Below are 24543 nucleotides of genomic sequence, written 5' to 3'. Positions count from 1 at the left end.
TTGACTGCCGTTTGAGCAGTCATGTGTTAAATTGAGGCACATTAACGCCCTATGGCACGTAACGCCAACCTTTTGCGGTAGCGGCTTCTGCTAGAATCCGCAATAATTTTACAGTTTGATCGCGCTAAATACTGCTTCACCACAAGGAATGCAAATGAAGAAATTGCTCCCCATTCTTATCGGCCTGAGCCTTTCTGGGTTCAGTACGTTGAGCCAGGCCGAGAACCTGATGCAAGTTTATCAGCAAGCACGCCTTAGTAACCCGGAATTGCGTAAGTCTGCCGCCGATCGTGATGCTGCCTTTGAAAAAATTAATGAAGCGCGCAGTCCATTACTGCCACAGCTAGGTTTAGGTGCAGATTACACCTATAGCAACGGCTACCGCGACGCGAACGGCATCAACTCTAACGCGACCAGTGCGTCCCTGCAGTTAACTCAATCCATTTTTGATATGTCGAAATGGCGTGCGTTAACGCTACAGGAAAAAGCAGCTGGTATTCAGGACGTCACGTATCAGACCGATCAACAAACCTTGATCCTCAACACCGCGACTGCTTATTTCAACGTGTTGAATGCCATTGATGTTCTTTCCTATACGCAGGCGCAAAAAGAAGCGATCTACCGTCAGTTAGATCAAACCACTCAACGTTTTAACGTGGGCCTGGTGGCGATCACCGACGTGCAGAACGCCCGTGCACAGTACGATACCGTGCTGGCGAATGAAGTGACCGCACGTAATAACCTCGATAACGCTGTAGAGCAACTGCGTCAGATCACCGGTAATTACTATCCGGAACTGGCGGCGCTGAATGTCGAAAACTTTAAAACCGACAAACCGCAGCCGGTTAACGCGCTGCTGAAAGAAGCCGAAAAACGCAACCTGTCGCTGTTACAGGCACGCTTGAGCCAGGACCTGGCGCGCGAGCAAATTCGCCAGGCGCAGGATGGTCACTTACCGACTCTGGATTTAACGGCTTCTACCGGGATTTCTGACACCTCATATAGCGGTTCGAAAACCCGTGGTGCCGCTGGTACCCAGTATGACGATAGCAATATGGGACAGAACAAAGTTGGCCTGAGCTTCTCGCTGCCGATTTATCAGGGCGGAATGGTTAACTCGCAGGTGAAACAGGCACAGTACAACTTTGTTGGTGCCAGCGAACAACTGGAAAGCGCGCATCGTAGCGTCGTGCAAACCGTGCGTTCCTCCTTCAACAACATTAATGCTTCTATCAGCAGCATTAACGCCTACAAACAAGCCGTAGTTTCCGCTCAAAGCTCATTAGACGCGATGGAAGCGGGCTACTCGGTCGGTACGCGTACCATTGTTGATGTGTTGGATGCGACCACCACGCTGTACAACGCCAAGCAAGAGCTGGCGAATGCGCGTTATAACTACCTGATTAACCAGCTGAATATTAAGTCAGCCCTGGGTACGTTGAACGAGCAGGATCTGCTGGCACTGAACAATGCGCTGAGCAAACCGGTTTCCACTAATCCGGAAAACGTTGCCCCACAAACGCCGGAACAGAATGCTATTGCTGATGGTTATGCGCCTGATAGCCCGGCACCCGTCGTTCAGCAAACATCCGCACGCACTACCACCAGTAACGGTCATAACCCTTTCCGTAACTGACGACGACGACGGGGCTTCGGCCCCGTCTGAACGTAAGGCAACGTAAAGATACGGGTTATCTGCCGCATTCTTCCCCCTTCCCGCTTCAATTTCGACCAGCCATCCTCTATTCTGATGGGTATTTACCACTGGTCCCGGAAGACAAAAATGAAACGGACAAAATCCATACGCCACGCATCGTTCCGCAAAAACTGGAGCGCACGCCATCTGACACCTGTCGCTCTTGCTGTTGCCACTGTTTTTATGCTGGCAGGCTGTGAAAAGAGTGATGAGACAGTGTCTCTGTATCAAAATGCTGATGACTGCTCAGCCGCAAACCCAGGCAAAAGCGCCGAATGTACCACTGCGTATAACAATGCGCTGAAAGAAGCCGAACGTACTGCGCCGAAATACGCCACACGTGAAGACTGTGTTGCCGAATTTGGTGAAGGTCAGTGCCAGCAGGCACCAGCCCAGGCTGGCATGGCACCTGAAAATCAGGCGCAGGCCCAGCAATCCAGCGGAAGTTTCTGGATGCCACTGATGGCAGGTTACATGATGGGACGTCTGATGGGCGGCGGCGCGGGCTTTGCACAACAACCGCTGTTCTCCTCGAAAAACCCAGCCAGCCCGGCTTACGGTAAATATACTGATGCCACCGGTAAAAACTATGGCGCAGCTCAGCCAGGCCGCACCATGACCGTACCGAAGACAGCCATGGCACCAAAACCGGCGACCACCACTACCGTTACCCGCGGTGGCTTTGGTGAATCTGTTGCCAAACAAAGCACCATGCAGCGTAGCGCAACTGGCACCTCTTCTCGTTCAATGGGTGGCTGATACCGATGGAAAGAGTCAGTATTACCGAGCGTCCGGACTGGCGCGAAAAAGCCCACGAATACGGTTTCAATTTTCACACCATGTACGGAGAGCCATACTGGTGTGAAGATGCTTACTACAAGTTGACCCTCGCCCAGGTTGAAAAGCTGGAAGAAGTCACTGCCGAACTGCACCAGATGTGCCTGAAAGTGGTGGAAAAAGTGATCGCCAGCGATGAGCTGATGACTAAATTCCGCATTCCAAAACACACCTGGAGTTTTGTGCGCCAGTCATGGCTGACTCACCAGCCGTCGCTTTATTCGCGTCTCGATCTGGCGTGGGATGGCACTGGCGAACCTAAACTTCTGGAAAATAACGCCGATACGCCAACCTCACTATACGAGGCGGCGTTCTTTCAGTGGATCTGGCTGGAAGATCAGCTTAACGCGGGCAACCTGCCGGAAGGCAGCGACCAGTTTAACAGTCTGCAAGAAAAGCTTATTGATCGCTTTGTCGAGCTGCGTGAGCAGTTCGGCTTCCAATTGCTACATCTCACCTGCTGTCGCGATACAGTGGAAGATCGCGGCACCATTCAATATTTGCAGGACTGCGCAACCGAAGCTGAAATCGCTACCGAATTCCTCTACATCGACGATATCGGTTTAGGCGAAAAAGGTCAGTTCACGGATTTACAGGATCAAGTGATTTCCAACCTGTTCAAGCTGTATCCGTGGGAATTTATGCTGCGTGAGATGTTCTCAACCAAGCTGGAGGATGCAGGCGTACGCTGGCTGGAACCGGCGTGGAAGAGCATTATCTCCAACAAAGCGCTTCTGCCGCTACTGTGGGAGATGTTCCCGAATCACCCGAACCTGCTGCCTGCTTATTTTGCGGAAGATGATCATCCGCAAATGGAAAAATATGTGGTTAAACCGATCTTCTCCCGTGAAGGCGCAAACGTGTCGATCATTGAGAACGGCAAAACCATTGAAGCAGCAGAAGGTCCGTATGGCGAAGAAGGGATGATTGTTCAGCAATTCCACCCGTTACCAAAATTCGGCGATAGCTATATGCTGATTGGTAGCTGGCTGGTGAACGATCAACCTGCCGGAATTGGCATTCGTGAAGACCGTGCATTGATCACCCAGGATATGTCTCGGTTTTATCCACATATTTTTGTTGAATAAGCCATGATACCGGATGGCACTCGCCATCCGGTAATTATTAGCCTATCTGCACCGACAACATACTTAAACTGCCCATTTCTATACCATCGACCGGAATGATAATTGGCTCCAGCCCGTCCCATGCACCTAACACATACAGCAGTGGTAAAAAGTGTTCCGGTGTTGGGTTCGATAATGCGCCACCTTCATGGTCGAGGTAATTCACCAAAGGATGCTGTTCTACCGGTCCTTGCCACGTCAGATTCGCTTTCACATACTCATTAAACGACATCGCCCAAGGATACGGTGAACTATCACCGTGCCACTTCACCGTACGCAGGTTGTGCACCACGTTACCGCTGGCGACCAACATTATTCCTTCATCCCGCAGCGCTGCCAGTTTGCGCCCCATTTCGAAATGCCAGGCGGCAGGTTTGCTACTGTCGATACTCAACTGCACCATCGGGATGTCGGCGTCAGGATACATCTTAATCAGCACGCCCCAGGAACCGTGGTCAAAGCCCCAGGCTTCTTTATCCAGCGTCACAGGGACCGGCGCTAACAGCTCAACCACACGCTGTGCCAGCGCAGGCGAACCCGGAGCAGGATAATGGGTGTCGTACAGCGCCTGCGGAAAACCGCCAAAATCATGAATCGTGGGCGGCGTCTCCATCGCGGTCACTCCAGTTCCACGGGTAAACCAGTGAGCCGAAACCACCACAATCGCTTGCGGGCGTGGCAATGTCATCCCCAACTTCTGCCAGCTGCGGGTATACAAATTATCTTCCAGCACGTTCATCGGACTACCGTGACCTAAAAACAATGCTGGCATACGTGTTGAAGACATGATGATATCCTTAACTAAAGGTGTCATTTTGATATCCTCACAATACGCTTGTTCGGCGGAGTAAGAACCCGGATAACAATGATGATGATCATCAGTTATTTTGACGATCTGCCTGAAGGTAAAGATTTATAAGGAGTTGTCGATGTCAGTACCTCTCATTCTGACCATACTGGCGGGGGCAGCCACGTTTATTGGCGCGTTTCTCGGCGTTCTCGGACAAAAACCCTCGAACCGCTTACTGGCATTTTCGCTAGGATTTGCGGCGGGGATTATGTTGCTCATCTCATTAATGGAAATGCTTCCTGCCGCATTAGCCGCCGAAGGAATGTCGCCTGTGCTGGGTTATGGAATGTTTATCTTCGGTCTGCTTGGCTATTTTGGTCTGGACCGCATGTTGCCACATGCGCATCCGCAGGATTTAATGCAAAAATCGGTGCAGCCGTTGCCAAAATCGATCAAGCGCACAGCCATTCTGCTCACTCTCGGTATCAGTCTGCATAACTTCCCGGAAGGCATTGCCACCTTTGTCACGGCGAGCAGTAACCTGGAGCTGGGCTTTGGCATCGCGCTGGCTGTTGCATTGCATAATATTCCTGAAGGTCTGGCAGTTGCGGGGCCGGTTTACGCGGCAACGGGGTCAAAACGCACCGCAATTTTGTGGGCGGGCATTTCTGGGCTGGCAGAAATTCTTGGTGGTGTTCTGGCGTGGTTAATCCTCGGTAGCATGATTTCTCCGGTGGTCATGGCGGCAATCATGGCGGCGGTTGCAGGAATTATGGTGGCGCTCTCGGTTGATGAATTAATGCCGCTAGCTAAAGAGATTGACCCCAATAATAACCCCAGCTATGGCGTGCTATGTGGAATGTCAGTGATGGGATTCAGTTTAGTGCTACTACAAACGGCGGGAATTGGTTAAAGACGATTATGACAGATGTTGCCCATTGCTAAAGGCAACATCTGTATCGTTATTAAAGGTATTATTGATGCTTTTTAAATACGTCTTTATCGAAGCGTTTATCTAATTTACTTTGAGCAGCTAACAGCGCATCTCTGTCATGACGAAAAGCTTTACAGTAACGTTTAAGATGAAGAAAATAGCCACCAGCTAGTAGAACAATTAATACAATCCAGTACCAGGCAATAAACATCCTTTTCACCTTCAAAATTTAACATTACTAAACATTAGCATTAAAATTTCACATATCCATCGTTGAATATATTCATATACTCGCATAATTGTGAATCAAGTATATGATTTCGATCATAGTAAGTGTTGTATCATACACCACACTTGGTTAAAAAAAGAACAATCAAGACTATTAAAGCATCGTATTTCAGGATGAAACATCACTAATTAATAATAAAACTTAATAAGCACCACTAGATATATATTATATCTTCACGATTATTACGCCCCTACTCGTTTTAATAAATATACTTTACCACCTTACAATATAATACGTAAACTTTTGTCAATAGGTGGTTATTTTTTCACCACGAGTCATGCAAAAAAATTATCATTCACAACAACACACAACAAAAATCTAGGTATGCGCATCTTAATATATAATAAAAGTGTATGATTTAAGTTTTACTTAATCAGTATTTAGTATTAATAACAAGCAAAATCATCTCTGACTATGGTAATGTCCATAGCGGAATTAATATCAGATTCAAACCTATATTTTCCTCTTTCACAGCCTTTCCTAATTTATAAAGGATTATAGTAATGTTTAAAAAAACGCTCCTCTCTGTTGTTGCAACCGCACTATTATCTGGCGTTGCTTTTAACGCGCTTGCTGATGACCCTAATCAGGGTTCCGGCAAAATAACGTTTAAAGGTGAAGTTATCGATGCACCGTGTTCTATTGCTCCTGGTGATGAAGATCAGACAATAAATCTCGGTGAAGTTGCTGATACTGTATTAAAAAGTGGTCAGAAATCTCTGCCTGTAGATGTCACCATTCACTTGCAGGATTGTATTTTATCTGACGGCACTAACACTGTTGATAAAGTCAAAATCACCTTTAGTTCTGCCAGTGTTGACGCTACCGATTCCAACCTGCTTAAAAACACTCTGGAAGGTAACATCGGCGGTGCAACTGATGTAGGCGTACGTCTGGTGAAATCAGACAATACCAACGTGACTCTTGGTACCCCAATCACCATCGACTTCCCGACGACTAATTCCTACCAGGAGTTGAACTTTAAAGCCCGTATGGAATCTCTGGGACGCACCGCGACCCCAGGTAATGTGCAGGCACAGGCTAATTACGTACTCGACTACAAGTAATCGGCAGTTAATACCCACACAACACCAGGCGGTAAAGCCGATGAGATTTCATCGGCAACTTTGGGTCTTTTTAGAAATGGATTTTTATGAACAATAAAAACACGTTTACCGGGGACAGATTATCCCATGCAATTAAAAATGCCCTGTCTGGCGTTGTGTGTTCGCTACTCTTCGTTTTGCCAGTCCACGCAGTAGAATTCAATGTCGATATGATTGACGCAGAAGACCGCGAGAATATTGATATCTCTCGTTTTGAGAAAAAAGGCTACATAACCCCAGGTAAATATCTGGTCCGAGTGCAAATCAATAAAAATATATTACCGAAAGCATTAATACTGGAGTGGGTAAAAGCAGATAATGAAAGCGGTTCATTACTCTGCTTAACTAGAGAAAATTTAATTAATTTTGGCCTGCATACAGACTTTATTGAATCATTACAAGGCACTGCTGGAAGCGAGTGTCTCGATTTAAGTCAACGACAGGAATTATCTGCACGGCTAGATAAATCTACGATGATATTATCGCTTAGCATTCCCCAGGCATGGTTGAAATACCAGGCAACAAACTGGACGCCGCCAGAATTTTGGGATGACGGTATCACCGGATTTATCCTCGACTATAACGTATACGCCAGCCAGTACGCCCCACATCACGGAGACAGCACCCAAAATATCAGTTCCTACGGTACTTTAGGTTTCAACCTCGGCGCATGGCGTTTGCGTAGCGATTATCAATACAATCAGAATTTTGCTGATGGCCGCTCGGTAAACCACGACAGCGAATTTGCGCGAACTTATCTGTTTCGCCCTATCCCCTCCTGGTCGTCAAAATTCACTATGGGCCAGTACGACCTGAGCTCCAATCTTTACGATACCTTCCACTTTACTGGCGCATCGCTGGAAAGTGATGAAAGCATGTTGCCGCCAGATTTACAGGGTTATGCGCCACAAATTACTGGCATCGCGCAGACCAACGCTAAAGTAACTGTGGCACAGAATGGTCGTGTACTTTATCAAACCACTGTCGCGCCAGGCCCTTTTACTATTTCTGATTTGGGCCAGTCGTTCCAGGGTCAACTGGATGTCACTGTTGAAGAAGAAGATGGCCGTACCAATACCTTTCAGGTCGGTTCCGCTTCCATCCCCTATTTAACCCGTAAAGGGCAAGTACGCTACAAAACGTCGCTGGGAAAACCAACATCTGTCGGACATAACGATATTAATAACCCATTTTTCTGGACGGCAGAAGCCTCCTGGGGCTGGCTGAACAATGTGTCGCTCTATGGCGGCGGCATGTTCACTGCGGATGATTACCAGACGATCACCACTGGCATCGGTTTTAATCTCAATCAATTTGGTTCGCTTTCTTTCGATGTCACCGGAGCTGATGCCTCTTTACAGCAACAACATAGCGACAATTTGCGTGGTTACAGCTATCGGTTTAACTATGCAAAACATTTCGAATCAACGGGCAGCCAGATTACCTTCGCGGGTTATCGCTTTTCTGATAAAAATTACGTGTCAATGAATGAGTACCTCAACTCACGTAATGGTGACGAGTCAATCGATAACGAAAAAGAAAGTTATGTTATTTCCTTGAATCAGTATTTTGAAACGCTGGAATTAAACTCTTATCTCAACGTTACACGCAATACTTATTGGGACAGCCCTAGCAATACCAACTACTCGATATCAGTAAGCAAAAACTTTGATATTGGCGATTTCAAGGGCATTTCCGCATCGCTGGCGGTGAGTCGTATTCGCTGGGATGATGACGAAGAAAATCAGTATTACTTCTCTTTCTCTCTGCCGTTACAGCAAAGTCGCAACATCTCCTACAGTATGCAGCGCACGGATGGCAGTAACACCTCGCAAATGATTTCCTGGTATGACTCGTCGGATCGCAACAATGTCTGGAACATTTCTGCGTCAGCAACGGACGATAATATTCGCGATGGCGAACCAACGTTGCGTGGCAGCTACCAGCACTATTCACCGTGGGGACGTCTGAACATTAACGGCAGTGTGCAGCCGAATCAGTATAATTCTGTTACCGCAGGCTGGTACGGTTCACTTACTGCTACGCGTCATGGTGTCGCTCTTCACGATTATAGCTATGGCGATAACGCCCGCATGATGGTCGATACCGATGGTATTTCCGGCGTTGAAATCAACTCTAACCGTACCGTTACCAACGGACTGGGCATTGCCGTTGTACCTTCGTTATCGAACTACACCACCTCTATGTTACGGGTGAACAATAACGATCTACCAGAAGGTGTTGATGTCGAAAACTCGGTTATTCGTACCACGCTCACACAGGGTGCCATCGGCTACGCAAAACTGAATGCAACCAGCGGTTACCAAATCGTCGGCGTTATTCGTCAGGAAAATGGGCGCTTCCCACCACTGGGGGTGAATGTCACAGATAAAGCGACAGGTAAAGATGTGGGTCTGGTGGCGGAAGATGGCTTTGTTTATCTCAGCGGGATTCAGGAAAACAGCACCCTGCGTTTAACCTGGGGTGATAACTCCTGCGAAATTACTCCCCCTAACCAAAGTAACATCAGCGAAAGTGCCATTATTTTGCCTTGTAAAACAGTCAACTAATTCAGGATGAATAAAATGAAATCGCTATTAACCGCAACAGGAATGATTTGTTTACTGGGGATCTGCAACTTCGCCCAGGCGACAGTCTCCCCCGACAGGACGCGCATCATTTTTAATGCTTCGAATAAAAGTGCAACGGTTCGCCTGACCAACCAAAGTAAAATCGATCCTTATTTGGCTCAGTCGTGGATTGAGGATGCCAGTGGTAAAAAAACGCGCGATTACATATCAACGCTCCCCCCAATGGAACGTATCGAGGCCAATGAGCAAGTACAAATTCGCCTGATGGCGCTGGCCTCGTTAAATAACTTACCACAGGACAGAGAAACGCTGTTCTACTATAACGTGCGGGAAATTCCGCCGCGTGCCAAAGAACAGAATATCATGCAAATCGCCATGCAAAGCCGTCTGAAACTGTTCTGGCGACCGAAAGCGATTGAGTTAAAAGAGGGAGAGATGGTTCCTCTGCAAAAAGTGACGATTACCCGCACCGCCGCCGGGCTGACCCTGAATAACCCGACGCCTTATCATATTACTGTCGGCTATATCGGCACTAATGGCAAGACACTGATGCCCGGTGCGGACAGTATTATGGTGGCACCATTTGCTTCTGCGACTCAACACTTAAACAACCTGCCCTCTATCTTCCAGTTAGGCTTTGTGGCGGACTACGGCGGGCTGGAGATGATTAAAGTGGTATGTAATTCCGTCCAGTCCCTCTGCCAAAGCACTCCTGCGAAGAAGGGGAAAATATGATTACGCTTTTTCGACTACTGGCGATTCTTTGCCTGTTTTTTAACGTTTCAGCTTTTGCTGTTGATTGCTATCAGAATAGTAAAACCTCAAACCCCATTAATACAATTAACGTAACATTGCCAACGTTTAAAATTCCAGAGAACGCGCAACCGGGGCAAAAAATTTGGGAAAGCGGAGATGTCAATATCACTGTTTATTGCGACAATGCGACAGGATGGACGCGGAACAATCCAACAGAAAACATTTATGCCTGGATTAAATTACCTGCAATCAACAGCACCGACATGCTTAACAATCCATATCTAACCTTTGGTGTCACTTATAATGGTATGGACTATGAAGGGATAAACGAAGGAATTGATACTAATGGGTGCCTGGATAAATATGAACAATACTATGGTGGAATTTATCATGACCCTGTATGCAATGGTAGCACACTTCAAAAAAGTGTGACATTTAATGCTCACTTTCGTGTCTATGTAAAATTTAAAAGCCGCCCTGCAGGTGATCAGACAGTTAACTTTGGCACAGTCAACGTACTCCAGTTTGACGGCGAAGGAGGAGCGAACCTGGCTCCCAACGCGAAAAATTTACGTTATGCGATTACTGGCTTAGATAATATTTCATTCCTTGACTGTAGTGTCAATGTCCGTATTTCCCCGGAAAGTCAGATAGTCAATTTTGGGCAAATCGCTGCAAATTCTATTGCAACTTTCCCACCGAAGGCCGTATTCAGCGTTTCTACAATAAAGGATATTGCTTCTGATTGTACCGAACAATTTGATATTGCAACCAATTTCTTTACTTCAGATACATTATATGACAATACGCATCTGGAAATAGGTAATGGCTTGCTCATGCGAATTACCGATCAAAAAACGCAAGAAGATATTGAATTTAACCAGTTCAAGTTATTTAGCACTTATATTCCAGGTCAGAGTGCAGCAATGGCAACCCGTGATTACCAGGCCGAATTAACCGAAAAACCTGGTGAACCACTCGTATATGGTCCGTTTCAGAAGGATCTGATCGTTAAAATTAACTACAACTAACCATAAAAATGCCGGGAATATCCCGGCGTTTACATCTTCAATATTTTGAGTTATTAACTAGCTTTACGCTCATGTGCCTGACGGTATGCCACCAGGTCTTCAATAGTCACGAGCGCCATATTATGTTTATTGGCAAACTCAATGCACTCTGGCGCACGCGCCATCGTGCCATCGTCATTAGTCAGCTCACACAACACTCCAGCCGGTTTAAAGCCTGCCAGCGTCATTAGATCAATAGTCGCTTCGGTATGGCCGCCACGCGTAAGCACACCACCCGCCTGCGCGCGCAGTGGGAATACGTGGCCAGGACGATTCAAGTCTGAAGGTTTAGCACCATCAGCAATCGCAGCACGAACGGTCGTAATACGGTCAGCGGCAGAAACACCGGTAGTCACCCCTTCAGCCGCTTCAATGGTCACGGTAAAACCAGTGCCATAAGCGCTGGTGTTATTTTCGACCATCATTGGCAGATCGAGTTGTTTACGGCGATCTTCAGTGATGCACAGGCAAACAATACCGCTACCGTGGCGAATGGTCAGTGCCATCTGCTCAACGGTCATGGTTTCTGCCGGGAAGATCATATCGCCTTCGTTTTCACGGTCTTCATCATCAAGCACCATTACACCGCGTCCTTCACGCAGCGCTGCCAGTGCATTTTCAACACGTTCGAAAGGCGTACCAAAAGAGGAAAGTAGCGTCTGATTCATGGTAAAAAAACCTCACTAAAATTATGGTTACCAGAATCAGGGCAGTCTTAGGAGTGGCGGCATATAGCCAAAATAACGTGAGCGGGTCCATGCCCGACAGAATCGTTACTCTCTCCCATCCGGACTCTAACCGTCGGCCCCGGAATTACACCGGATCTGCTGTCCTTTGAGTTCGCACCCAAAGCGCTCGCGGGCTTTCAACTGAGTTGATTTACCGCCGGTGGGGAATTTCGCCCCGCCCTGAGAATAAGCGGATTCACTATAACGCTAATGATTAGCGGCAGCAACGCATAGCTTCACATAATTCTGGTTTATGACTTACCCTTATCGCACTACAATGGCACTCAACACCTATCAGTACAGGGAAACTACAATGATTGACCCGAAAAAAATTGAGCAAATCGCTCGCCAGGTTCACGAATCAATGCCTAAAGGAATCAGGGAGTTCGGGGAAGATGTGGAGAAAAAAATCCGCCAAACCCTACAAGCGCAGTTGACGCGTCTCGATCTGGTGAGCCGCGAAGAATTCGACGTACAGACGCAAGTCCTGTTACGGACTCGTGAAAAACTGGCGTTACTAGAACAACGCATCAGCGAACTGGAAGCGCGCAATAATCCGGTAGCAGAACTTCAATCTCCTCCAGCTATCCCGCCGGTTGATAAAGCAGAATAAAGCACCACAAAAACGGGCCAGACGGCCCGTAATATCAATGTTCTAATTCCAGTTCTCTGGTTTGCATCATCTGTTGGCAATACCAGGCATAACGTGCGCAAAACCAGGTTCTATGTTCTTCATCCATGTTACCAGTAACGGCCAGAATATCGACCGGGCGACCTTCTGCGTGCATTCTGGCAAAACTACGCGCCAGGAAATCGAAATTATTTAAAGAATTAAGACTATGATCCATAAGCACATCCTCCGGTTATCGCATACCTTTTAAGGCCATATGCTTTTTCTGATTTCAGTATTCCCCAATCAGTGTAGTGCCTTTAAACATAACGTGCGTAAATATATTGTCCCCGATCACACTTTTTAGTGAAAAATAAAAAACCATATTAAAAGACTTTCTCTTCCAGAACTTCTCTAACATGTGTTATTATTAACAAAGATAAATGTAAGCAAGGAAACTATCCTAAAGTAAATATTGCGTCACTAAATGGACATTGGAGTGACATATGATCTTATTCGCCGACTATAACACCCCTTATCTTTTCGCTATTTCCTTTGTACTGTTGATCGGCCTTTTAGAAATTTTTGCGCTTATCTGCGGTCACATGCTCTCCGGTGCTCTTGATGCACATCTTGACCATTATGATTCCATAACCACAGGTCATATTAGCCAGGCACTTCATTATCTCAATATCGGAAGATTGCCAGCTCTCGTCGTTCTCTGTTTACTGGCTGGTTTTTTTGGTCTTATTGGCATCCTGTTGCAGCATGCCTGCATCATGGTTTGGCAATCACCACTCTCGAACCTGTTCGTGGTTCCTGTCAGTTTACTGTTTACGATTATTGCGGTGCATTATACCGGTAAAATAGTTGCGCCCTGGATTCCACGCGACCATAGTTCAGCTATTACAGAAGAAGAGTATATTGGTAGCATGGCGTTAATTACCGGTCATCAGGCCACTTCAGGTAATCCCTGCGAAGGAAAACTCACCGATCAATTTGGCCAAATACATTATTTACTACTAGAGCCTGAAGAAGGAAAAATTTTCACTAAAGGAGACAAAGTGTTAATTATTTGCCGACTTTCTGCAACGCGATATTTGGCGGAAAACAATCCCTGGCCCCAAATATTGTAATTTATTAATCAAAAGGAAATTTAATAATGGATGATATTGTTAATTCTGTGCCCTCCTGGATGTTTACCGCAATTATTGCCGTATGCATTCTGTTTATTATTGGAATTATTTTCGCCAGGCTCTATCGTCGCGCTTCGGCAGAGCAAGCTTTTGTTCGTACTGGTTTAGGTGGGCAAAAAGTGGTAATGAGCGGTGGCGCAATTGTGATGCCAATCTTCCATGAAATAATTCCCATCAATATGAATACCCTGAAACTGGAAGTCAGCCGCTCAACCATTGATAGCCTGATTACGAAAGATCGTATGCGCGTCGATGTCGTTGTCGCTTTCTTTGTGCGGGTAAAACCGTCAGTGGAAGGTATTGCCACCGCCGCCCAGACGCTGGGGCAACGCACCCTGTCGCCTGAAGACTTACGTATGTTGGTTGAAGATAAATTTGTCGATGCCCTGAGAGCAACAGCTGCACAAATGACCATGCATGAGTTACAGGATACCCGCGAGAACTTCGTGCAGGGCGTACAAAATACCGTTGCTGAAGATCTGTCGAAAAACGGCCTGGAACTGGAAAGCGTTTCACTTACCAACTTTAACCAGACGTCGAAAGAACATTTCAATCCTAACAACGCCTTTGACGCCGAAGGTTTAACCAAGCTGACGCAGGAGACGGAGCGCCGTCGCCGCGAACGTAACGAAGTTGAACAGGATGTAGAAGTTGCGGTGCGTGAGAAAAACCGTGATGCGCTATCGCGGAAGCTGGAGATTGAACAGCAAGAAGCGTTTATGACGCTTGAGCAGGAGCAGCAGGTTAAAACCCGTACCGCTGAGCAGAATGCGAAAATTGCGGCTTATGAGGCCGAGCGTCGTCGGGAAGCAGAGCAGACGCGAATTCTGGCTGAACGACAGATTCAGGAAACGGAAATCGACCGCGAACAGGCCGTCCGTTCCAGAAAAGTTGAAGCTGAACGTGAAGTTCGCATTAAAGAGATCGAACAGCAGCAGGTCACCGAAATCGCCAACCAGACGAAATCGATCGCTATTGCCGCCAAATCGGAACAGCAGTCACAAGCGGAAGCGCGTGCCAACCTTGCACTTGCAGAAGCGGTAAGCGCCCAGCAAAACGTAGAAACCACTCGCCAGACCGCGGAAGCCGATCGTGCTAAACAAGTTGCCCTAATCGCTGCCGCGCAGGATGCAGAAACCAAAGCGGTTGAACTGACCGTGCGGGCGAAAGCAGAGAAAGAAGCCGCAGAAATGCAGGCGGCGGCGATCGTTGAGTTAGCCGAAGCAACACGCAAAAAAGGCCTGGCGGAAGCAGAAGCGCAACGTGCGCTGAACGACGCTATCAACGTACTTTCTGACGAGCAAACCAGCCTTAAATTCAAACTGGCGCTATTACAGTCGTTACCTGCAGTAATAGAGAAATCCGTTGAGCCGATGAAGTCCATTGACGGCATCAAGATTATTCAGGTCGATGGATTAAACCGAGGTGGTGCTGCGGGGGATGCGGCATCAGGCAGCGTTAGTGGCGGAAACCTGGCAGAACAGGCATTGTCTGCCGCCCTTTCTTACCGCACACAGGCACCGCTGATTGACTCCTTGCTCAATGAAATTGGCGTTTCAGGCGGCTCACTGGCGGCATTGACTTCACCCTTAACCTCAACAACTCCCGTCGCAGAAAACATAGATTAAATTTTCAACTATGAACATCCCTGGCCCAAAAAGCCGGGGATTTTTTATATCTGCGTTCCGCTAAAAAGTACAAATGATCAGGTTGTTACAGCGTTTTGCGAGCCAACTCGGGGAAGAGAAAACTGCATAAGAGAAAGCATTGCGCGGGGTCTGGCGCTCATCAACAATCGGGGAGTCAGCAAGGGGCTGAAACGGGAAAGCCCCTCCCGAGGAAGGGGCCTTGTATAAGGAAAGGGTTATGATGAAGTTCGTCATCATACTGATTGTGTTGTTACTCGTAAGTTTCGCAGCTTATTAACAGCCAATCAGAGGGGGGAGAAATCCTCCCTCACCCTTGTTCCTTTACTTTAGGTTGAAAAAAAATCAGCGTCAAGAAGGTTTCTCTATCCCACATCTCTGGCCCAAAAAGCCGGGGATTTTTTATATCTGCGTTCCGCTAAAAGGTGCAAATGATCAGGCTGTTGCAGCGTTTTGCGTGACCACTCGGGGAAGGCAAAACTACCTCAGGGAAAGCGTTGCGCGGGGTCCGGCGCTCATCAACAATCGGGGAGTCAGCAAGGGGCTGAAACGGGAAAGCCCCTCCCGAGGAAGGGGCCTTACAGAAGGAAAGGGTTATGATGAAGCTCGTCATCATACTGATTGTGTTGTTACTTGTAAGTTTCGCCACTTATTAACAGCCAATCAGAGGGGGGAGAAATCCTCCCTTACCCTTGTTCCTTTACTCTAGGTTGAAAAAACAACAGCGTCAATAGGCCTGCCATGTACGAAGCGAGATCTGTGAACCGCTTTCCGGTTAGACTTTTTTATCCTGTTGGATCTTCTTGATAATGTTAGTGGTCGAGCAACCGTCTTCGAAGTTGAGCACCAGCACTTCGCCGCCGTTGGCCCAGACTTCTTTACTCCCGGCAATCTCTTCTGGTTTATAATCGCCGCCTTTCACCAGCAGATCTGGCAAGATCCCGGCGATCAAGCGCTGCGGCGTGTCTTCTTCAAACGACACCACCCAGTCGACCGCTTCCAGTGCCCCCAGCACAATCATACGCTGTTCGAGAGGGTTAACGGGGCGGGAATCCCCTTTCAGCCGTTTGGTGGAGGCATCGCTGTTCACAGCGACAATCAGGCGGTCACCCAGTTTGCGGGCATTTGCCAGATAGGAGACGTGCCCGGCGTGGAGAATGTCGAAGACGCCGTTGGTCATCACCACTTTTTCACCGCGTTTACGCGCCGCCGCTACAGCAAGCTTCAGTTCCTCTTCGGTCATCACACCAAAGCCGGTATCTGCACGTCCACGTACTGCATTTTCCAGCTCGATCGGCGAAACCGTGGATGTCCCCAGTTTGCCGACCACCACGCCTGCCGCCGCATTGGCAAAGAAGCAGGCTTCTTCCAGCGAATTACCCGCAGCCAGCGTTGCCGCCAGCACACCAATCACCGTGTCGCCCGCACCGGTAACGTCATACACTTCCTGCGCCTGGGTTGGCATATGCAGCGGCGCTTTACCCGGTTGCAGCAGGGTCATCCCTTGTTCGGAACGGGTCACCAACAGAGCCGAGAGTTCGTAATCGGCAATCAGTTTCATTCCGCGCTCAACAATCTCTTCTTCGGTCTTACATTTACCGACAACAGCTTCAAATTCCGAGAGATTCGGCGTTAACAGCGTAGCGCCGCGGTAGCGCTCAAAATCGGTGCCTTTTGGATCAATCAGCACCGGAACGCCCGCTTTACGCGCCAGTTGGATCATCTGCTGCACGCTTGCCAGCGCACCTTTCGCGTAGTCAGAGAGCACCAGCGCGCCAATCGAACTCAGCGCCTGATTAATCCGCTCGTGCAGCGGCTGCGGATCAACCCCTTCGAAACCTTCTTCAAAATCCAGACGGATCAGCTGTTGGTTGCGGGAAAGTACCCGTAATTTGGTGATGGTCGGATGCGTCGGTACAGAAACGAAGTCGCATTTGACGTTGACGTCGGCCAGAGATTTACTCAGCGCGCGCGCCGCATCGTCAATGCCCGTCAACCCGACCAGGCGTGCATTAGCACCGAGAGAAGCGATATTCATCGCCACGTTAGCCGCGCCGCCCGGACGTTCTTCGATGGTATTCACTTTAACCACGGGCACCGGCGCTTCCGGCGAGATACGGCTGGTGGGACCGTACCAGTAACGATCCAGCATCACATCACCAACCACCATCACTCCTGCACGTTCAAACTCTGGCAGCGTTACTTTCATTCCTGTCTCCTGAGAGATTCAAAATTTGCGCGCGATAATACCATACTTCATTCTTCCACCAGCCACTTCTGCCAGCTTGCCCGCACCAGATCACGCTCTGCGGTGAAGCAATCCTCCGACACATGGCCCGGCAATTCCTGTAATGCCAGATGATGAAGTTCATCGCGCAGCGTAGTGTAAGCACGGGTCAGCACCATCGCTTCCTGCTCTTCCATAATGTCGTTTTGCGCCAGCAGCTCCAGAATACGCACGTTGTCTGACCAGCGCGTTAACTTCGGTTTTTCATGAGCGTAGCGCAACACCAGATATTGGGTAATAAATTCGATATCGGTAATTCCGCCTTCATCGGCTTTGATATCAAAGCGATCGCGATGTTTATTGCCGAGATGAGCGCGCATTTTCTCGCGCATTTCCCGCACTTCCGTTTGCAGAGTTTTACCTTCACGCGGCAGCGTCATAATCTCGCGACGCACCGCGTCAAAGTGCGCGGTGAGCTGCGGATCGCCGTACACTACACGCGCACGCACCAGCGCCTGATGTTCCCACGTCCAGGCCTCGTTTTTCTGATAATCGGAAAACGCTTCTGCAGAGGTGACCAGCATTCCCGCCGCCCCGGACGGACGCAGTCGAGCATCCACTTCATACAAAATGCCGGAAGAGGTTCGCGTACTGAACAGATGCATAATGCGTTGCGCCAGACGCAGATAAAACTGTCGCCCGTCGATTTCCCGCTCGCCGTCAGTCATCGCATCCATTGGGCAATCATGGAGGAAGATCAGGTCAAGATCGGAACTGTAGCCTAACTCCCAGCCGCCCAGCTTGCCGTAGCCGACCACCGCAAAACCACGCCCTTCGCGTTCGTTCAGGTGATTTGGCTTACCGTAGCGGGCAACCATTTGAACCCATGCCTGTTGTACGACAGCATCTATCATGGCTTCTGCCAGCCAGGTTAAGTGATCGCTCACTTTCATTACCGGTAGCGTACCGGCGATATCCGCCGCCGCGATGCGTAAAAGTTGCGCCTGTTTGAACTGACGCAGCGCCTCAAGCTGTTGCTCTTCGTCATCTTCCGGCACGCGCAGCAAATACTGGCGCAGTTCATCACGGTAGGCATCCGTCGCCGTCGGCTGGTAGAGAGTGTTTGGATCGAGCAGTTCGTCCAGCAATAATGGATAACGCGCCAGTTGGCTGGCAATCATCGGCGATGCAGCACACAGAGAAATCAAATGCTTAAGCGCCGCGGGGAATTCACTAAGCAGCTCAAGATAGGTAGTGCGGGTAACAATCCCCACCAGCAAAGCCGTAATGCGCGACAGCGTGACAGCAGCGTCTTCACGCGCACAGACATCACTTAGCAGATGCGGCATCAGATGGTCGAGCACCTGACGTCCTCGCGGCCCAATAGTGCGCTTATCCAGCTCTTTGCGGAAATCAGCAATCAGCGTCAGCACCTGTTTGCGATCATCTTCGCTAAGATGCGCCAGCACTGGCGTGGTGTCATCTTCCTGCAACGCATCCTGCCACAGCTCACGCCACTGTTCCGACAGCGACTCTTCCTGAGTTTCGCTTTCGTCGTCGCCAATCAATTCATTAAACACCCGGCGCACATTGGTCATATGTCCGGTCAGCGCCCCGGTTAGTTGCGGCCAGTCCGCGAAATCCATCGCCCACGCCAGCCGCGCACGGTTAAGCTCATCAGAAGGAAGTGTCTGGGTTTGTTCGTCGTTAATGCTTTGCAGCAGGTTTTCCAGACGCCGCAGGAACAGATACGCCACTCGCAATTGTTCAGCATCGTTTTCAGAAAGCAGATGCAGCGCGGCAATGGCGCTGAGCGTTGGCAGTAAAGAGCGCGATTGCAGCGACGGTTCGCGCCCGCCGCGAATGAGCTGGAATACCTGGACGATAAATTCAATTTCGCGAATGCCACCCGCGCCAAGTTTGATGTTATCGGTCAAACCACGACGACGTACTTCACGGGCAATCATTCCTTTCATGTTGCGCAGCGACTGGATCACGCTGAAATCGATGTAACGGCGGAAAACAAACGGGCGCAGCATCGCACGCAACTCGTTAGCATAGACGCCGTCGCTATCGCCCATAATCCGCGCCTTGACCATGGCGTATCGCTCCCAGTCGCGCCCCTGCTCCTGGTAATAGTCTTCCAGTGCCGCAAAGCTCAGCACCAGCGGGCCACTTTCGCCAAACGGACGCAGTCGCATATCCACGCGATAAACAAAACCATCCTGCGTTGGTTGATCCAGCACTTTAATCAGCCGCTGACCCATGCGGGTAAAGAACTGAGCGTTATCCAGTTCTCTGCGTCCGCCCTGCGTGCAACCATGTTCCGGCCAGACAAAAATCAGATCGATATCTGAGGAAAAATTCAGCTCCCCGCCGCCCAGTTTACCCATGCCTAAAATCAGCAGCGGTTGCGCTTCACCCTGCGCATTGCAGGGCGTACCCCACTCGCGGCAGCAGGCCTCATACAGCCAGTCACGCGCGGCGACAATCAATGTCTCCGCCAGATGGCTGAGCTGCTGCAATATGCTCTCTTCAGTAACCAGTGCCAGCGTTTGCGCCCAGGCAATGCGCACCATAATGCGCCGCCGGAACAGACGCAGCTCGCGCATTAACCCTGCTTCGTCGCTTACATCACTGAGCGCCTTCTGCAACCATGCAGCGTAATGCTGCCATTCGTCGGCCTGCGGCGGCTGGCTTTCCAGTTCCGTCAGCCACTCTGGATGCGCAATTACGCTGTCCTGCACAAAATCACTGAAGGTAAGTACTGACTTCGCCTGTGCGCTAAGTGATTCCTCGGCTAAAGGCGCTGGCAGCCGCTCAACAACGGTCTGCCAGTACTGCTGTAACGGTGAAGAGAGCGGCTTCATAAGCGATTTTATCCTTGCCTGATTAACGTTTTCCGCTGTGCAACCAGAACGGTTCCTGATTGTTTGCCTCATTACGGAAATGTTCAATTTCAATGCGTTGCCCGGTCGCAATGGCATGACGCAGTCCCTGCCAGTTCTCCAGCCAGGCTTGCGCGACGAGAGGATCGTAGTAACCCGCCAGCAACAATATTGAGTCAATATCACGCGTCAGGCGTGGCAACTGGTCATGGTAGCGATCGCCTAACGGCTGGCAGAAAACGCTTTTCAGTTCAGCGGCATGGCGGGAAAGATGGATATCGGCAAAGCGTTTGAAAGAATCGCTGATTTTGCCCTGCGCTTTGGCATCTAAAAACGGCTGCCAGGCTTTGCTTACCAGCCATTCGGTCAACGCCAGCTTCGCCATCGCCGTTTCGGTAGAGTAGACCGCCGTTACGGCAGACACCGCTGAAGCGATGGTCGCTTCGCATTGAGTCAGCAAATCACGTAAGTGAGTGCTCGCTTTACGCGGCACAATACCGCCGAACAGCATCAGCGTATGACGGACCAGACCGATGGCTGCCAGCACCTGCTCTTTCGCCGTATCGTTGCCACGTACCCACAGTTCTTCATGATACTGCCATTGCGCTAACGCCAGCTCGAGCGCCGCTTCCAGCCCCTGTTCCACATCAGCTTTTGCCGCAACATGCAAAATGGTGGTCGGTTTGATTTCACGCGCGGGATTGCCCTGCGCCAGATGATAGCCACGCGCGGCTTTGCTCAGGCTGCCCTGACGTAATCCGGTTTGCGATACCAGTTGGTTCGCCAGTTTCAGCACCGCGCGCGTGTCGCCGCTAAGCAGTTCCAGTTCAAGCTCGCAGATAGGCTCAGCAAATTCGCCTGCCTTCACCTCGCCCTGATCGAGAGCGATTTCAATTTGGCTACCATCGACCTCTACCAGCCACTTTTCGCGATAAAAATCGGTGCTGAACAGCGGTTGTACGCGGGAAGCGAGATCGGCAGGCAATTCGCCGTTCGGCCAGACTTCCGTCGGTAACTGCGCCAGGTCGAGCGTCGGTTCGCTCAACGCCACGTTATATTCCGGGCGCTGGTGTAAACCGCCAGTCACTCTTCCTGCGACTTTCATGGTCATCTCATAGCGACCGTTTTCGCCACGGATACGTAAGCCCATGTCGTGCCCACGCAGCCAGTTATCCAGCGTTTCGTAGTAAATATTCAGCAACTGCACGGGGTCATGGTGCTCGCCGCCCAGCGTATTGAGATGGTCACGCAACGCCTCAACGGCACTGTGATTAACAATAAACTTTAATTCGATTTCCTGAGCCATCCTTCCTCCACTGGGTACCCCCCCCCCAACGTAGGCGGGAGGGGAATTTGGGCTGTTAAGCCCGCAGTTTATCAGCCACGCTGATTCTGAATATACTTTTTCACAACTTCCAGCGGTGCTCCACCACATGAACCGATGAAATAAGAGCGTGACCAGAGTACGGGCTTTGAATACGCGGCGCGCAAATCAATAAAATCATTCCGCAGCCGCCTACTGGTAACGGACTTAAGGCTGTTTACCAGCTTTGTGAGTTGCACCAACGGTGGGTATTCAATCAGCATGTGAACATGATCTGCCTCGCCGTCACATTCCTTTAACTCGGCGCCAAAGTCCGCGCATACCTCCGCTACATACTGACGCATGTTTGCATGATGCAATTCACCAAAAACTGGACGGCGGTATTTTGTCATAAAAACAACGTGAACATGCAACAGGTAAGCTGAATAGCGTGAACGATTGATTTCGCACACGTATTGATCCTCCCAAAAAAATGTGGATATATTGTACATTCTAAATAACCACATACTGAATGCAAAATGTTAATCCAGAAAGCATATAAATACAGGCTCTACCCCACTGACCAGCAGGCGCAAAGGTTGCGTCAGTTGTGCGGTTGCGCTCGCTTTGTCTGGAACTATGCACTGAATGAAACACTGAGCATTCATGACGCGGGCGGAAAAATTCCGTCAGCTTTCGACCTGAATAAACGACTTACGGGCTGGAAAAAACTCCCTGAGCTGGCCTTTCTTGCTGAGGGTTACACTGACAACCTCCAGCAGAAACTGAAAGACCTGCGGAGCGCATGGGATCGCTGTTTTGATAAATCCCTGACGGCTGAAAAGCCCGTTTTCAAAAAGAAAACCAAAGGCTGCGACTCTATCCGGTTCGTCAATTTCAGCAAATATTGTGGGCTGGATTATGGCCGTGTGAAACTCCCGTCAGGACTGGGCTGGGTTAAATTTCGTCAGTCCCGGAAGATTGAAGGCGTCATTAAAAATTGCACCATCAGCCAGCATGCCGGACACTGGTATGTGTCTTTTCAGGTCGAATTAGCTGTTACCGATCCGATTCACGCATCGACCAGCGCAATAGGCCTGGATGCAGGTATAACGAAGCTGGCAACACTTTCAGACGGCACTGTCTTTGAACCGGTAAACAGCTTTAAAAAAAATCAGGATAAGCTGGCTCGCTTACAGCGCCGTCTGGCCCGGATGGTTAAATTCTCCGCCAACTGGAAAAAGCAGAAAGCGAAGATTTCCCGTTTCCACTCTCATATCGCAAACATCCGCCGCGATTACCTTCATAAAACCACGACGACGATCAGCAAAAACCACGCGATGATAGTCATTGAGGATTTAAAGGTTGCGAACATGTCAAAATCAGCAGCGGGTACGGTAGACCAGCCGGGGCGCAACGTCGCGGCAAAATCAGGTCTTAACCGGGCGATACTGGATCAGGGCTGGGCAGAAATGCGCCGCCAGCTCGAATATAAGCAGGCATGGCGCGGCGGTGATGTGCTGGCGATTAATCCGGCGTACACCAGTCAGAAATGCGCATGTTGTGGGCATACATCGAAAAATAACCGCAGGACGCAGGCGAGCTTTATCTGTACCGCGTGCGGCTATACGGCAAACGCCGATGTAAACGGCGCTCGCAATATATTAACAGCAGGTTTTGAAGTCATGGCGGCAGGACAAATATTGCCGTCAGTCCGTAAAGGACGCGCCCGTAAGGCGGCGTAAACCGTCGAGCGAGGAACCGGGCAATGCGGCAACGTATTGCTACCCTGACAAGGGAATCCCCCTCCTGAGTCGCTTTGCGCGAAGGTGGGGGAGGATGTCAAGGCCTTTACTTATCGGTTATGTCACATAAGTGACGATGAACGGCGAACTTAATGCGATCTTTTTTGTCAGTAGATAGTATTTTGCGCCAAATTGCCATGCAACGGGCAATTTGACGGGCGTAAAAGTTTGAAGCAGTGGCAAGACCTGACACAGAGGATTCCGATTGATGTCGAATGCTTTGCGTAGCGACACTGATGCCACTACTATCGTTCCACTTTCCATGACAATAACGACAGCCTGATGCCAAAATTACGCCTGATCGGATTAACTTTACTCGCACTTAGCGCCACTGCCGTCTCACACGCTGAAGAAACGCGCTATGTTTCTGACGAACTGAATACCTGGGTCCGTAGCGGTCCGGGAGATCATTATCGCCTCGTGGGCACGGTTAACGCCGGCGAGGAAGTGACCTTATTACAAACTGACGCCAACACCAATTATGCCCAGGTAAAAGACAGCTCTGGCCGAACTGCCTGGATCCCGTTGAAACAACTTAGTACAGAGCCAAGCCTGCGCTCCCGTGTGCCAGATCTGGAAAATCAGGTCAAAACCCTGACCGATAAGCTCACCAATATCGATAACACCTGGAATCAGCGCACCGCAGAAATGCAGCAAAAAGTGGCGCAGAGCGACAGCGTGATCAACGGGTTAAAAGAAGAAAATCAGAAACTGAAAAACGAGCTGATTGTCGCGCAGAAAAAGGTCGATGCCGCCAGCGTGCAGCTGGATGACAAACAGCGCACCATCATCATGCAGTGGTTTATGTATGGTGGCGGCGTGCTGGGGCTTGGCTTGCTGCTCGGTCTGGTACTGCCGCACCTGATCCCAACGCGCAAACGTAAAGATCGCTGGATGAACTAAATCGCCTTCTTCGTTGCACTGTCTTATTATTAGGAATTGTG

The 24543-nt window shown here is 49.5% G+C and carries 23 protein-coding genes and 1 riboswitch; of the genes, 15 read left to right on the top strand and 8 right to left on the bottom strand.

All coding sequences use genetic code 11. The features are described from left to right. Positions 1–154 precede the first annotated feature (154 nt). From tolC to ATB02_RS07145, 3 genes are all read left to right on the top strand, one after another. A complete protein-coding gene (gene tolC / locus ATB02_RS07160) occupies positions 155–1636 on the top strand; it encodes an outer membrane channel protein TolC (RefSeq protein WP_105271307.1) in 1482 nt (493 codons plus the stop codon). A 147-nt stretch (positions 1637–1783) separates the two neighbouring features. After that, entirely contained in the window at positions 1784–2455 is a 672-nt protein-coding gene (locus tag ATB02_RS07150; protein WP_000831543.1) for a DUF1190 family protein, read from the top strand. A 5-nt stretch (positions 2456–2460) separates the two neighbouring features. Next, positions 2461–3621: a glutathionylspermidine synthase family protein gene (locus ATB02_RS07145; RefSeq protein WP_100733764.1), complete on the top strand. Its 1161-nt coding sequence runs from the start codon at positions 2461–2463 to the stop codon at positions 3619–3621. 37 nt (positions 3622–3658) lie between these two features. Here ATB02_RS07145 and ygiD read toward each other — a convergent pair whose 3' ends face one another. Beyond that, entirely contained in the window at positions 3659–4447 is a 789-nt protein-coding gene (gene ygiD, locus ATB02_RS07140; RefSeq protein WP_105271306.1) for a 4,5-DOPA-extradiol-dioxygenase, read from the bottom strand. A 142-nt stretch (positions 4448–4589) separates the two neighbouring features. Here ygiD and zupT point away from each other — a divergent pair, with 142 nt between their 5' ends. Next, positions 4590–5363, top strand: coding sequence for a zinc transporter ZupT (zupT, locus tag ATB02_RS07135; protein WP_001295627.1), 774 nt, complete (start codon positions 4590–4592; stop codon positions 5361–5363). Between the two features lie 61 nt (positions 5364–5424). Here zupT and ATB02_RS26340 read toward each other — a convergent pair whose 3' ends face one another. Then, positions 5425–5595, bottom strand: a complete 171-nt coding sequence (locus tag ATB02_RS26340; protein ID WP_105271305.1) for a hypothetical protein — start codon at positions 5593–5595, stop codon at positions 5425–5427. 581 nt (positions 5596–6176) lie between these two features. On the opposite strand from ATB02_RS26340, the gene ATB02_RS07125 reads away from it, so the two are divergent. The 4 genes from ATB02_RS07125 to ATB02_RS07110 all read left to right on the top strand — a co-directional run bounded on the left by ATB02_RS07125 (position 6177) and on the right by ATB02_RS07110 (position 11157). Next, positions 6177–6740, top strand: coding sequence for a fimbrial-like protein (locus tag ATB02_RS07125; RefSeq protein ID WP_105271304.1), 564 nt, complete (start codon positions 6177–6179; stop codon positions 6738–6740). A gap of 86 nt (positions 6741–6826) precedes the next feature. Further along, positions 6827–9349 carry a fimbria/pilus outer membrane usher protein gene (locus ATB02_RS07120; protein ID WP_105271303.1) on the top strand — a complete coding sequence of 841 codons (2523 nt, stop codon included), beginning with the start codon at positions 6827–6829 and terminating at the stop codon, positions 9347–9349. Positions 9350–9364: 15 nt separating this feature from the next. Beyond that, the gene (locus ATB02_RS07115) at positions 9365–10105 is read left to right on the top strand and encodes a fimbrial biogenesis chaperone (RefSeq protein WP_105271302.1); all 741 of its coding nucleotides are present in this window, start codon (positions 9365–9367) and stop codon (positions 10103–10105) included. After that, the gene (locus ATB02_RS07110; RefSeq protein ID WP_105271301.1) at positions 10102–11157 is read left to right on the top strand and encodes a pilus assembly protein; all 1056 of its coding nucleotides are present in this window, start codon (positions 10102–10104) and stop codon (positions 11155–11157) included. Before ATB02_RS07115 ends, ATB02_RS07110 begins: the two co-directional genes overlap by 4 nt. 53 nt (positions 11158–11210) lie before the next feature. On the opposite strand, the gene ribB is transcribed toward ATB02_RS07110, so the two are convergent. Further along, complete coding sequence (gene ribB, locus ATB02_RS07105; RefSeq protein WP_001076997.1) at positions 11211–11864, bottom strand: 3,4-dihydroxy-2-butanone-4-phosphate synthase; 654 nt, start codon at positions 11862–11864, stop codon at positions 11211–11213. A gap of 103 nt (positions 11865–11967) precedes the next feature. Continuing rightward, positions 11968–12116: riboswitch (FMN riboswitch) on the bottom strand. A gap of 121 nt (positions 12117–12237) precedes the next feature. Here ribB and ubiK point away from each other — a divergent pair. Next, a complete protein-coding gene (gene ubiK, locus ATB02_RS07100; protein ID WP_000566827.1) occupies positions 12238–12537 on the top strand; it encodes a ubiquinone biosynthesis accessory factor UbiK in 300 nt (99 codons plus the stop codon). Positions 12538–12571: 34 nt separating this feature from the next. Here the strand turns inward: ubiK and glgS are convergent, their stop codons facing one another. After that, positions 12572–12772 (bottom strand): cell surface composition regulator GlgS, encoded by a 201-nt coding sequence (gene glgS, locus ATB02_RS07095; RefSeq protein WP_001296424.1) that lies wholly within the window; start codon positions 12770–12772, stop codon positions 12572–12574. Positions 12773–13040: 268 nt separating this feature from the next. On the opposite strand from glgS, the gene ATB02_RS07090 reads away from it, so the two are divergent. The 4 genes from ATB02_RS07090 (at position 13041) to ATB02_RS07070 (ending at position 16032) form a co-directional block, all read left to right on the top strand. Next, positions 13041–13670, top strand: coding sequence for an OB-fold-containig protein (locus ATB02_RS07090; protein WP_000599926.1), 630 nt, complete (start codon positions 13041–13043; stop codon positions 13668–13670). Between the two features lie 26 nt (positions 13671–13696). Next, positions 13697–15358 (top strand): flotillin family protein, encoded by a 1662-nt coding sequence (locus ATB02_RS07085; RefSeq protein WP_105271300.1) that lies wholly within the window; start codon positions 13697–13699, stop codon positions 15356–15358. A 238-nt stretch (positions 15359–15596) separates the two neighbouring features. Next, positions 15597–15656 carry a type I toxin-antitoxin system Ibs family toxin gene (locus tag ATB02_RS07075; RefSeq protein ID WP_105271347.1) on the top strand — a complete coding sequence of 20 codons (60 nt, stop codon included), beginning with the start codon at positions 15597–15599 and terminating at the stop codon, positions 15654–15656. Between the two features lie 316 nt (positions 15657–15972). Next, on the top strand, positions 15973–16032 hold the full coding sequence (locus ATB02_RS07070; RefSeq protein WP_100249717.1) for a type I toxin-antitoxin system Ibs family toxin: 60 nt from the start codon (positions 15973–15975) through the stop codon (positions 16030–16032). 119 nt (positions 16033–16151) lie between these two features. Here ATB02_RS07070 and hldE read toward each other — a convergent pair whose 3' ends face one another. The 4 genes from hldE to tnpA all read right to left on the bottom strand — a co-directional run bounded on the left by hldE (position 16152) and on the right by tnpA (position 22321). Further along, positions 16152–17585, bottom strand: coding sequence for a bifunctional D-glycero-beta-D-manno-heptose-7-phosphate kinase/D-glycero-beta-D-manno-heptose 1-phosphate adenylyltransferase HldE (gene hldE, locus ATB02_RS07065; protein WP_105271298.1), 1434 nt, complete (start codon positions 17583–17585; stop codon positions 16152–16154). Between the two features lie 47 nt (positions 17586–17632). Continuing rightward, the gene (gene glnE / locus ATB02_RS07060; protein WP_105271297.1) at positions 17633–20473 is read right to left on the bottom strand and encodes a bifunctional [glutamate--ammonia ligase]-adenylyl-L-tyrosine phosphorylase/[glutamate--ammonia-ligase] adenylyltransferase; all 2841 of its coding nucleotides are present in this window, start codon (positions 20471–20473) and stop codon (positions 17633–17635) included. Between the two features lie 22 nt (positions 20474–20495). Next, positions 20496–21797 carry an inorganic triphosphatase gene (gene ygiF / locus ATB02_RS07055; protein WP_105271296.1) on the bottom strand — a complete coding sequence of 434 codons (1302 nt, stop codon included), beginning with the start codon at positions 21795–21797 and terminating at the stop codon, positions 20496–20498. 71 nt (positions 21798–21868) lie between these two features. Further along, the gene (gene tnpA / locus ATB02_RS07050) at positions 21869–22321 is read right to left on the bottom strand and encodes an IS200/IS605-like element ISEc41 family transposase (RefSeq protein ID WP_000266196.1); all 453 of its coding nucleotides are present in this window, start codon (positions 22319–22321) and stop codon (positions 21869–21871) included. 12 nt (positions 22322–22333) lie between these two features. On the opposite strand from tnpA, the gene ATB02_RS07045 reads away from it, so the two are divergent. Beyond that, entirely contained in the window at positions 22334–23539 is a 1206-nt protein-coding gene (locus ATB02_RS07045; RefSeq protein ID WP_032185152.1) for an RNA-guided endonuclease InsQ/TnpB family protein, read from the top strand. A 342-nt stretch (positions 23540–23881) separates the two neighbouring features. Then, entirely contained in the window at positions 23882–24502 is a 621-nt protein-coding gene (locus ATB02_RS07035; protein WP_001125332.1) for a TIGR04211 family SH3 domain-containing protein, read from the top strand. Positions 24503–24543: the final 41 nt, after the last annotated feature.

The organism is Escherichia sp. MOD1-EC5189, assembly GCF_002966045.1.
Classification (GTDB): Bacteria; Pseudomonadota; Gammaproteobacteria; order Enterobacterales; family Enterobacteriaceae; genus Escherichia; species Escherichia coli_F.
Note: the sequence above shows the minus strand (reverse complement) of the source record. Positions and strands in the feature narration are given on the sequence as shown.

Excerpts from the sequence above, each read along its gene's own strand:
- ATB02_RS07150 (WP_000831543.1), top strand. The coding sequence starts at position 1,784 with ATGAAACGGACAAAATCCATACGCCACGCATCGTTCCGCAAAAACTGG.
- ygiD (WP_105271306.1), bottom strand. The coding sequence starts at position 4,447 with ATGTCTTCAACACGTATGCCAGCATTGTTTTTAGGTCACGGTAGTCCG.
- ATB02_RS07125 (WP_105271304.1), top strand. The coding sequence starts at position 6,177 with ATGTTTAAAAAAACGCTCCTCTCTGTTGTTGCAACCGCACTATTATCT.
- ubiK (WP_000566827.1), top strand. The coding sequence starts at position 12,238 with ATGATTGACCCGAAAAAAATTGAGCAAATCGCTCGCCAGGTTCACGAA.
- ribB (WP_001076997.1), bottom strand. The coding sequence starts at position 11,864 with ATGAATCAGACGCTACTTTCCTCTTTTGGTACGCCTTTCGAACGTGTT.
- glnE (WP_105271297.1), bottom strand. The coding sequence starts at position 20,473 with ATGAAGCCGCTCTCTTCACCGTTACAGCAGTACTGGCAGACCGTTGTT.
- ATB02_RS07145 (WP_100733764.1), top strand. The coding sequence starts at position 2,461 with ATGGAAAGAGTCAGTATTACCGAGCGTCCGGACTGGCGCGAAAAAGCC.
- ATB02_RS26340 (WP_105271305.1), bottom strand. The coding sequence starts at position 5,595 with ATGTTTATTGCCTGGTACTGGATTGTATTAATTGTTCTACTAGCTGGT.
- hldE (WP_105271298.1), bottom strand. The coding sequence starts at position 17,585 with ATGAAAGTAACGCTGCCAGAGTTTGAACGTGCAGGAGTGATGGTGGTT.
- ATB02_RS07115 (WP_105271302.1), top strand. The coding sequence starts at position 9,365 with ATGAAATCGCTATTAACCGCAACAGGAATGATTTGTTTACTGGGGATC.
- tolC (WP_105271307.1), top strand. The coding sequence starts at position 155 with ATGAAGAAATTGCTCCCCATTCTTATCGGCCTGAGCCTTTCTGGGTTC.
- ATB02_RS07090 (WP_000599926.1), top strand. The coding sequence starts at position 13,041 with ATGATCTTATTCGCCGACTATAACACCCCTTATCTTTTCGCTATTTCC.
- tnpA (WP_000266196.1), bottom strand. The coding sequence starts at position 22,321 with ATGTGGTTATTTAGAATGTACAATATATCCACATTTTTTTGGGAGGAT.
- glgS (WP_001296424.1), bottom strand. The coding sequence starts at position 12,772 with ATGGATCATAGTCTTAATTCTTTAAATAATTTCGATTTCCTGGCGCGT.
- ygiF (WP_105271296.1), bottom strand. The coding sequence starts at position 21,797 with ATGGCTCAGGAAATCGAATTAAAGTTTATTGTTAATCACAGTGCCGTT.
- ATB02_RS07045 (WP_032185152.1), top strand. The coding sequence starts at position 22,334 with ATGTTAATCCAGAAAGCATATAAATACAGGCTCTACCCCACTGACCAG.
- ATB02_RS07035 (WP_001125332.1), top strand. The coding sequence starts at position 23,882 with ATGCCAAAATTACGCCTGATCGGATTAACTTTACTCGCACTTAGCGCC.
- ATB02_RS07110 (WP_105271301.1), top strand. The coding sequence starts at position 10,102 with ATGATTACGCTTTTTCGACTACTGGCGATTCTTTGCCTGTTTTTTAAC.
- ATB02_RS07085 (WP_105271300.1), top strand. The coding sequence starts at position 13,697 with ATGGATGATATTGTTAATTCTGTGCCCTCCTGGATGTTTACCGCAATT.
- zupT (WP_001295627.1), top strand. The coding sequence starts at position 4,590 with ATGTCAGTACCTCTCATTCTGACCATACTGGCGGGGGCAGCCACGTTT.
- ATB02_RS07120 (WP_105271303.1), top strand. The coding sequence starts at position 6,827 with ATGAACAATAAAAACACGTTTACCGGGGACAGATTATCCCATGCAATT.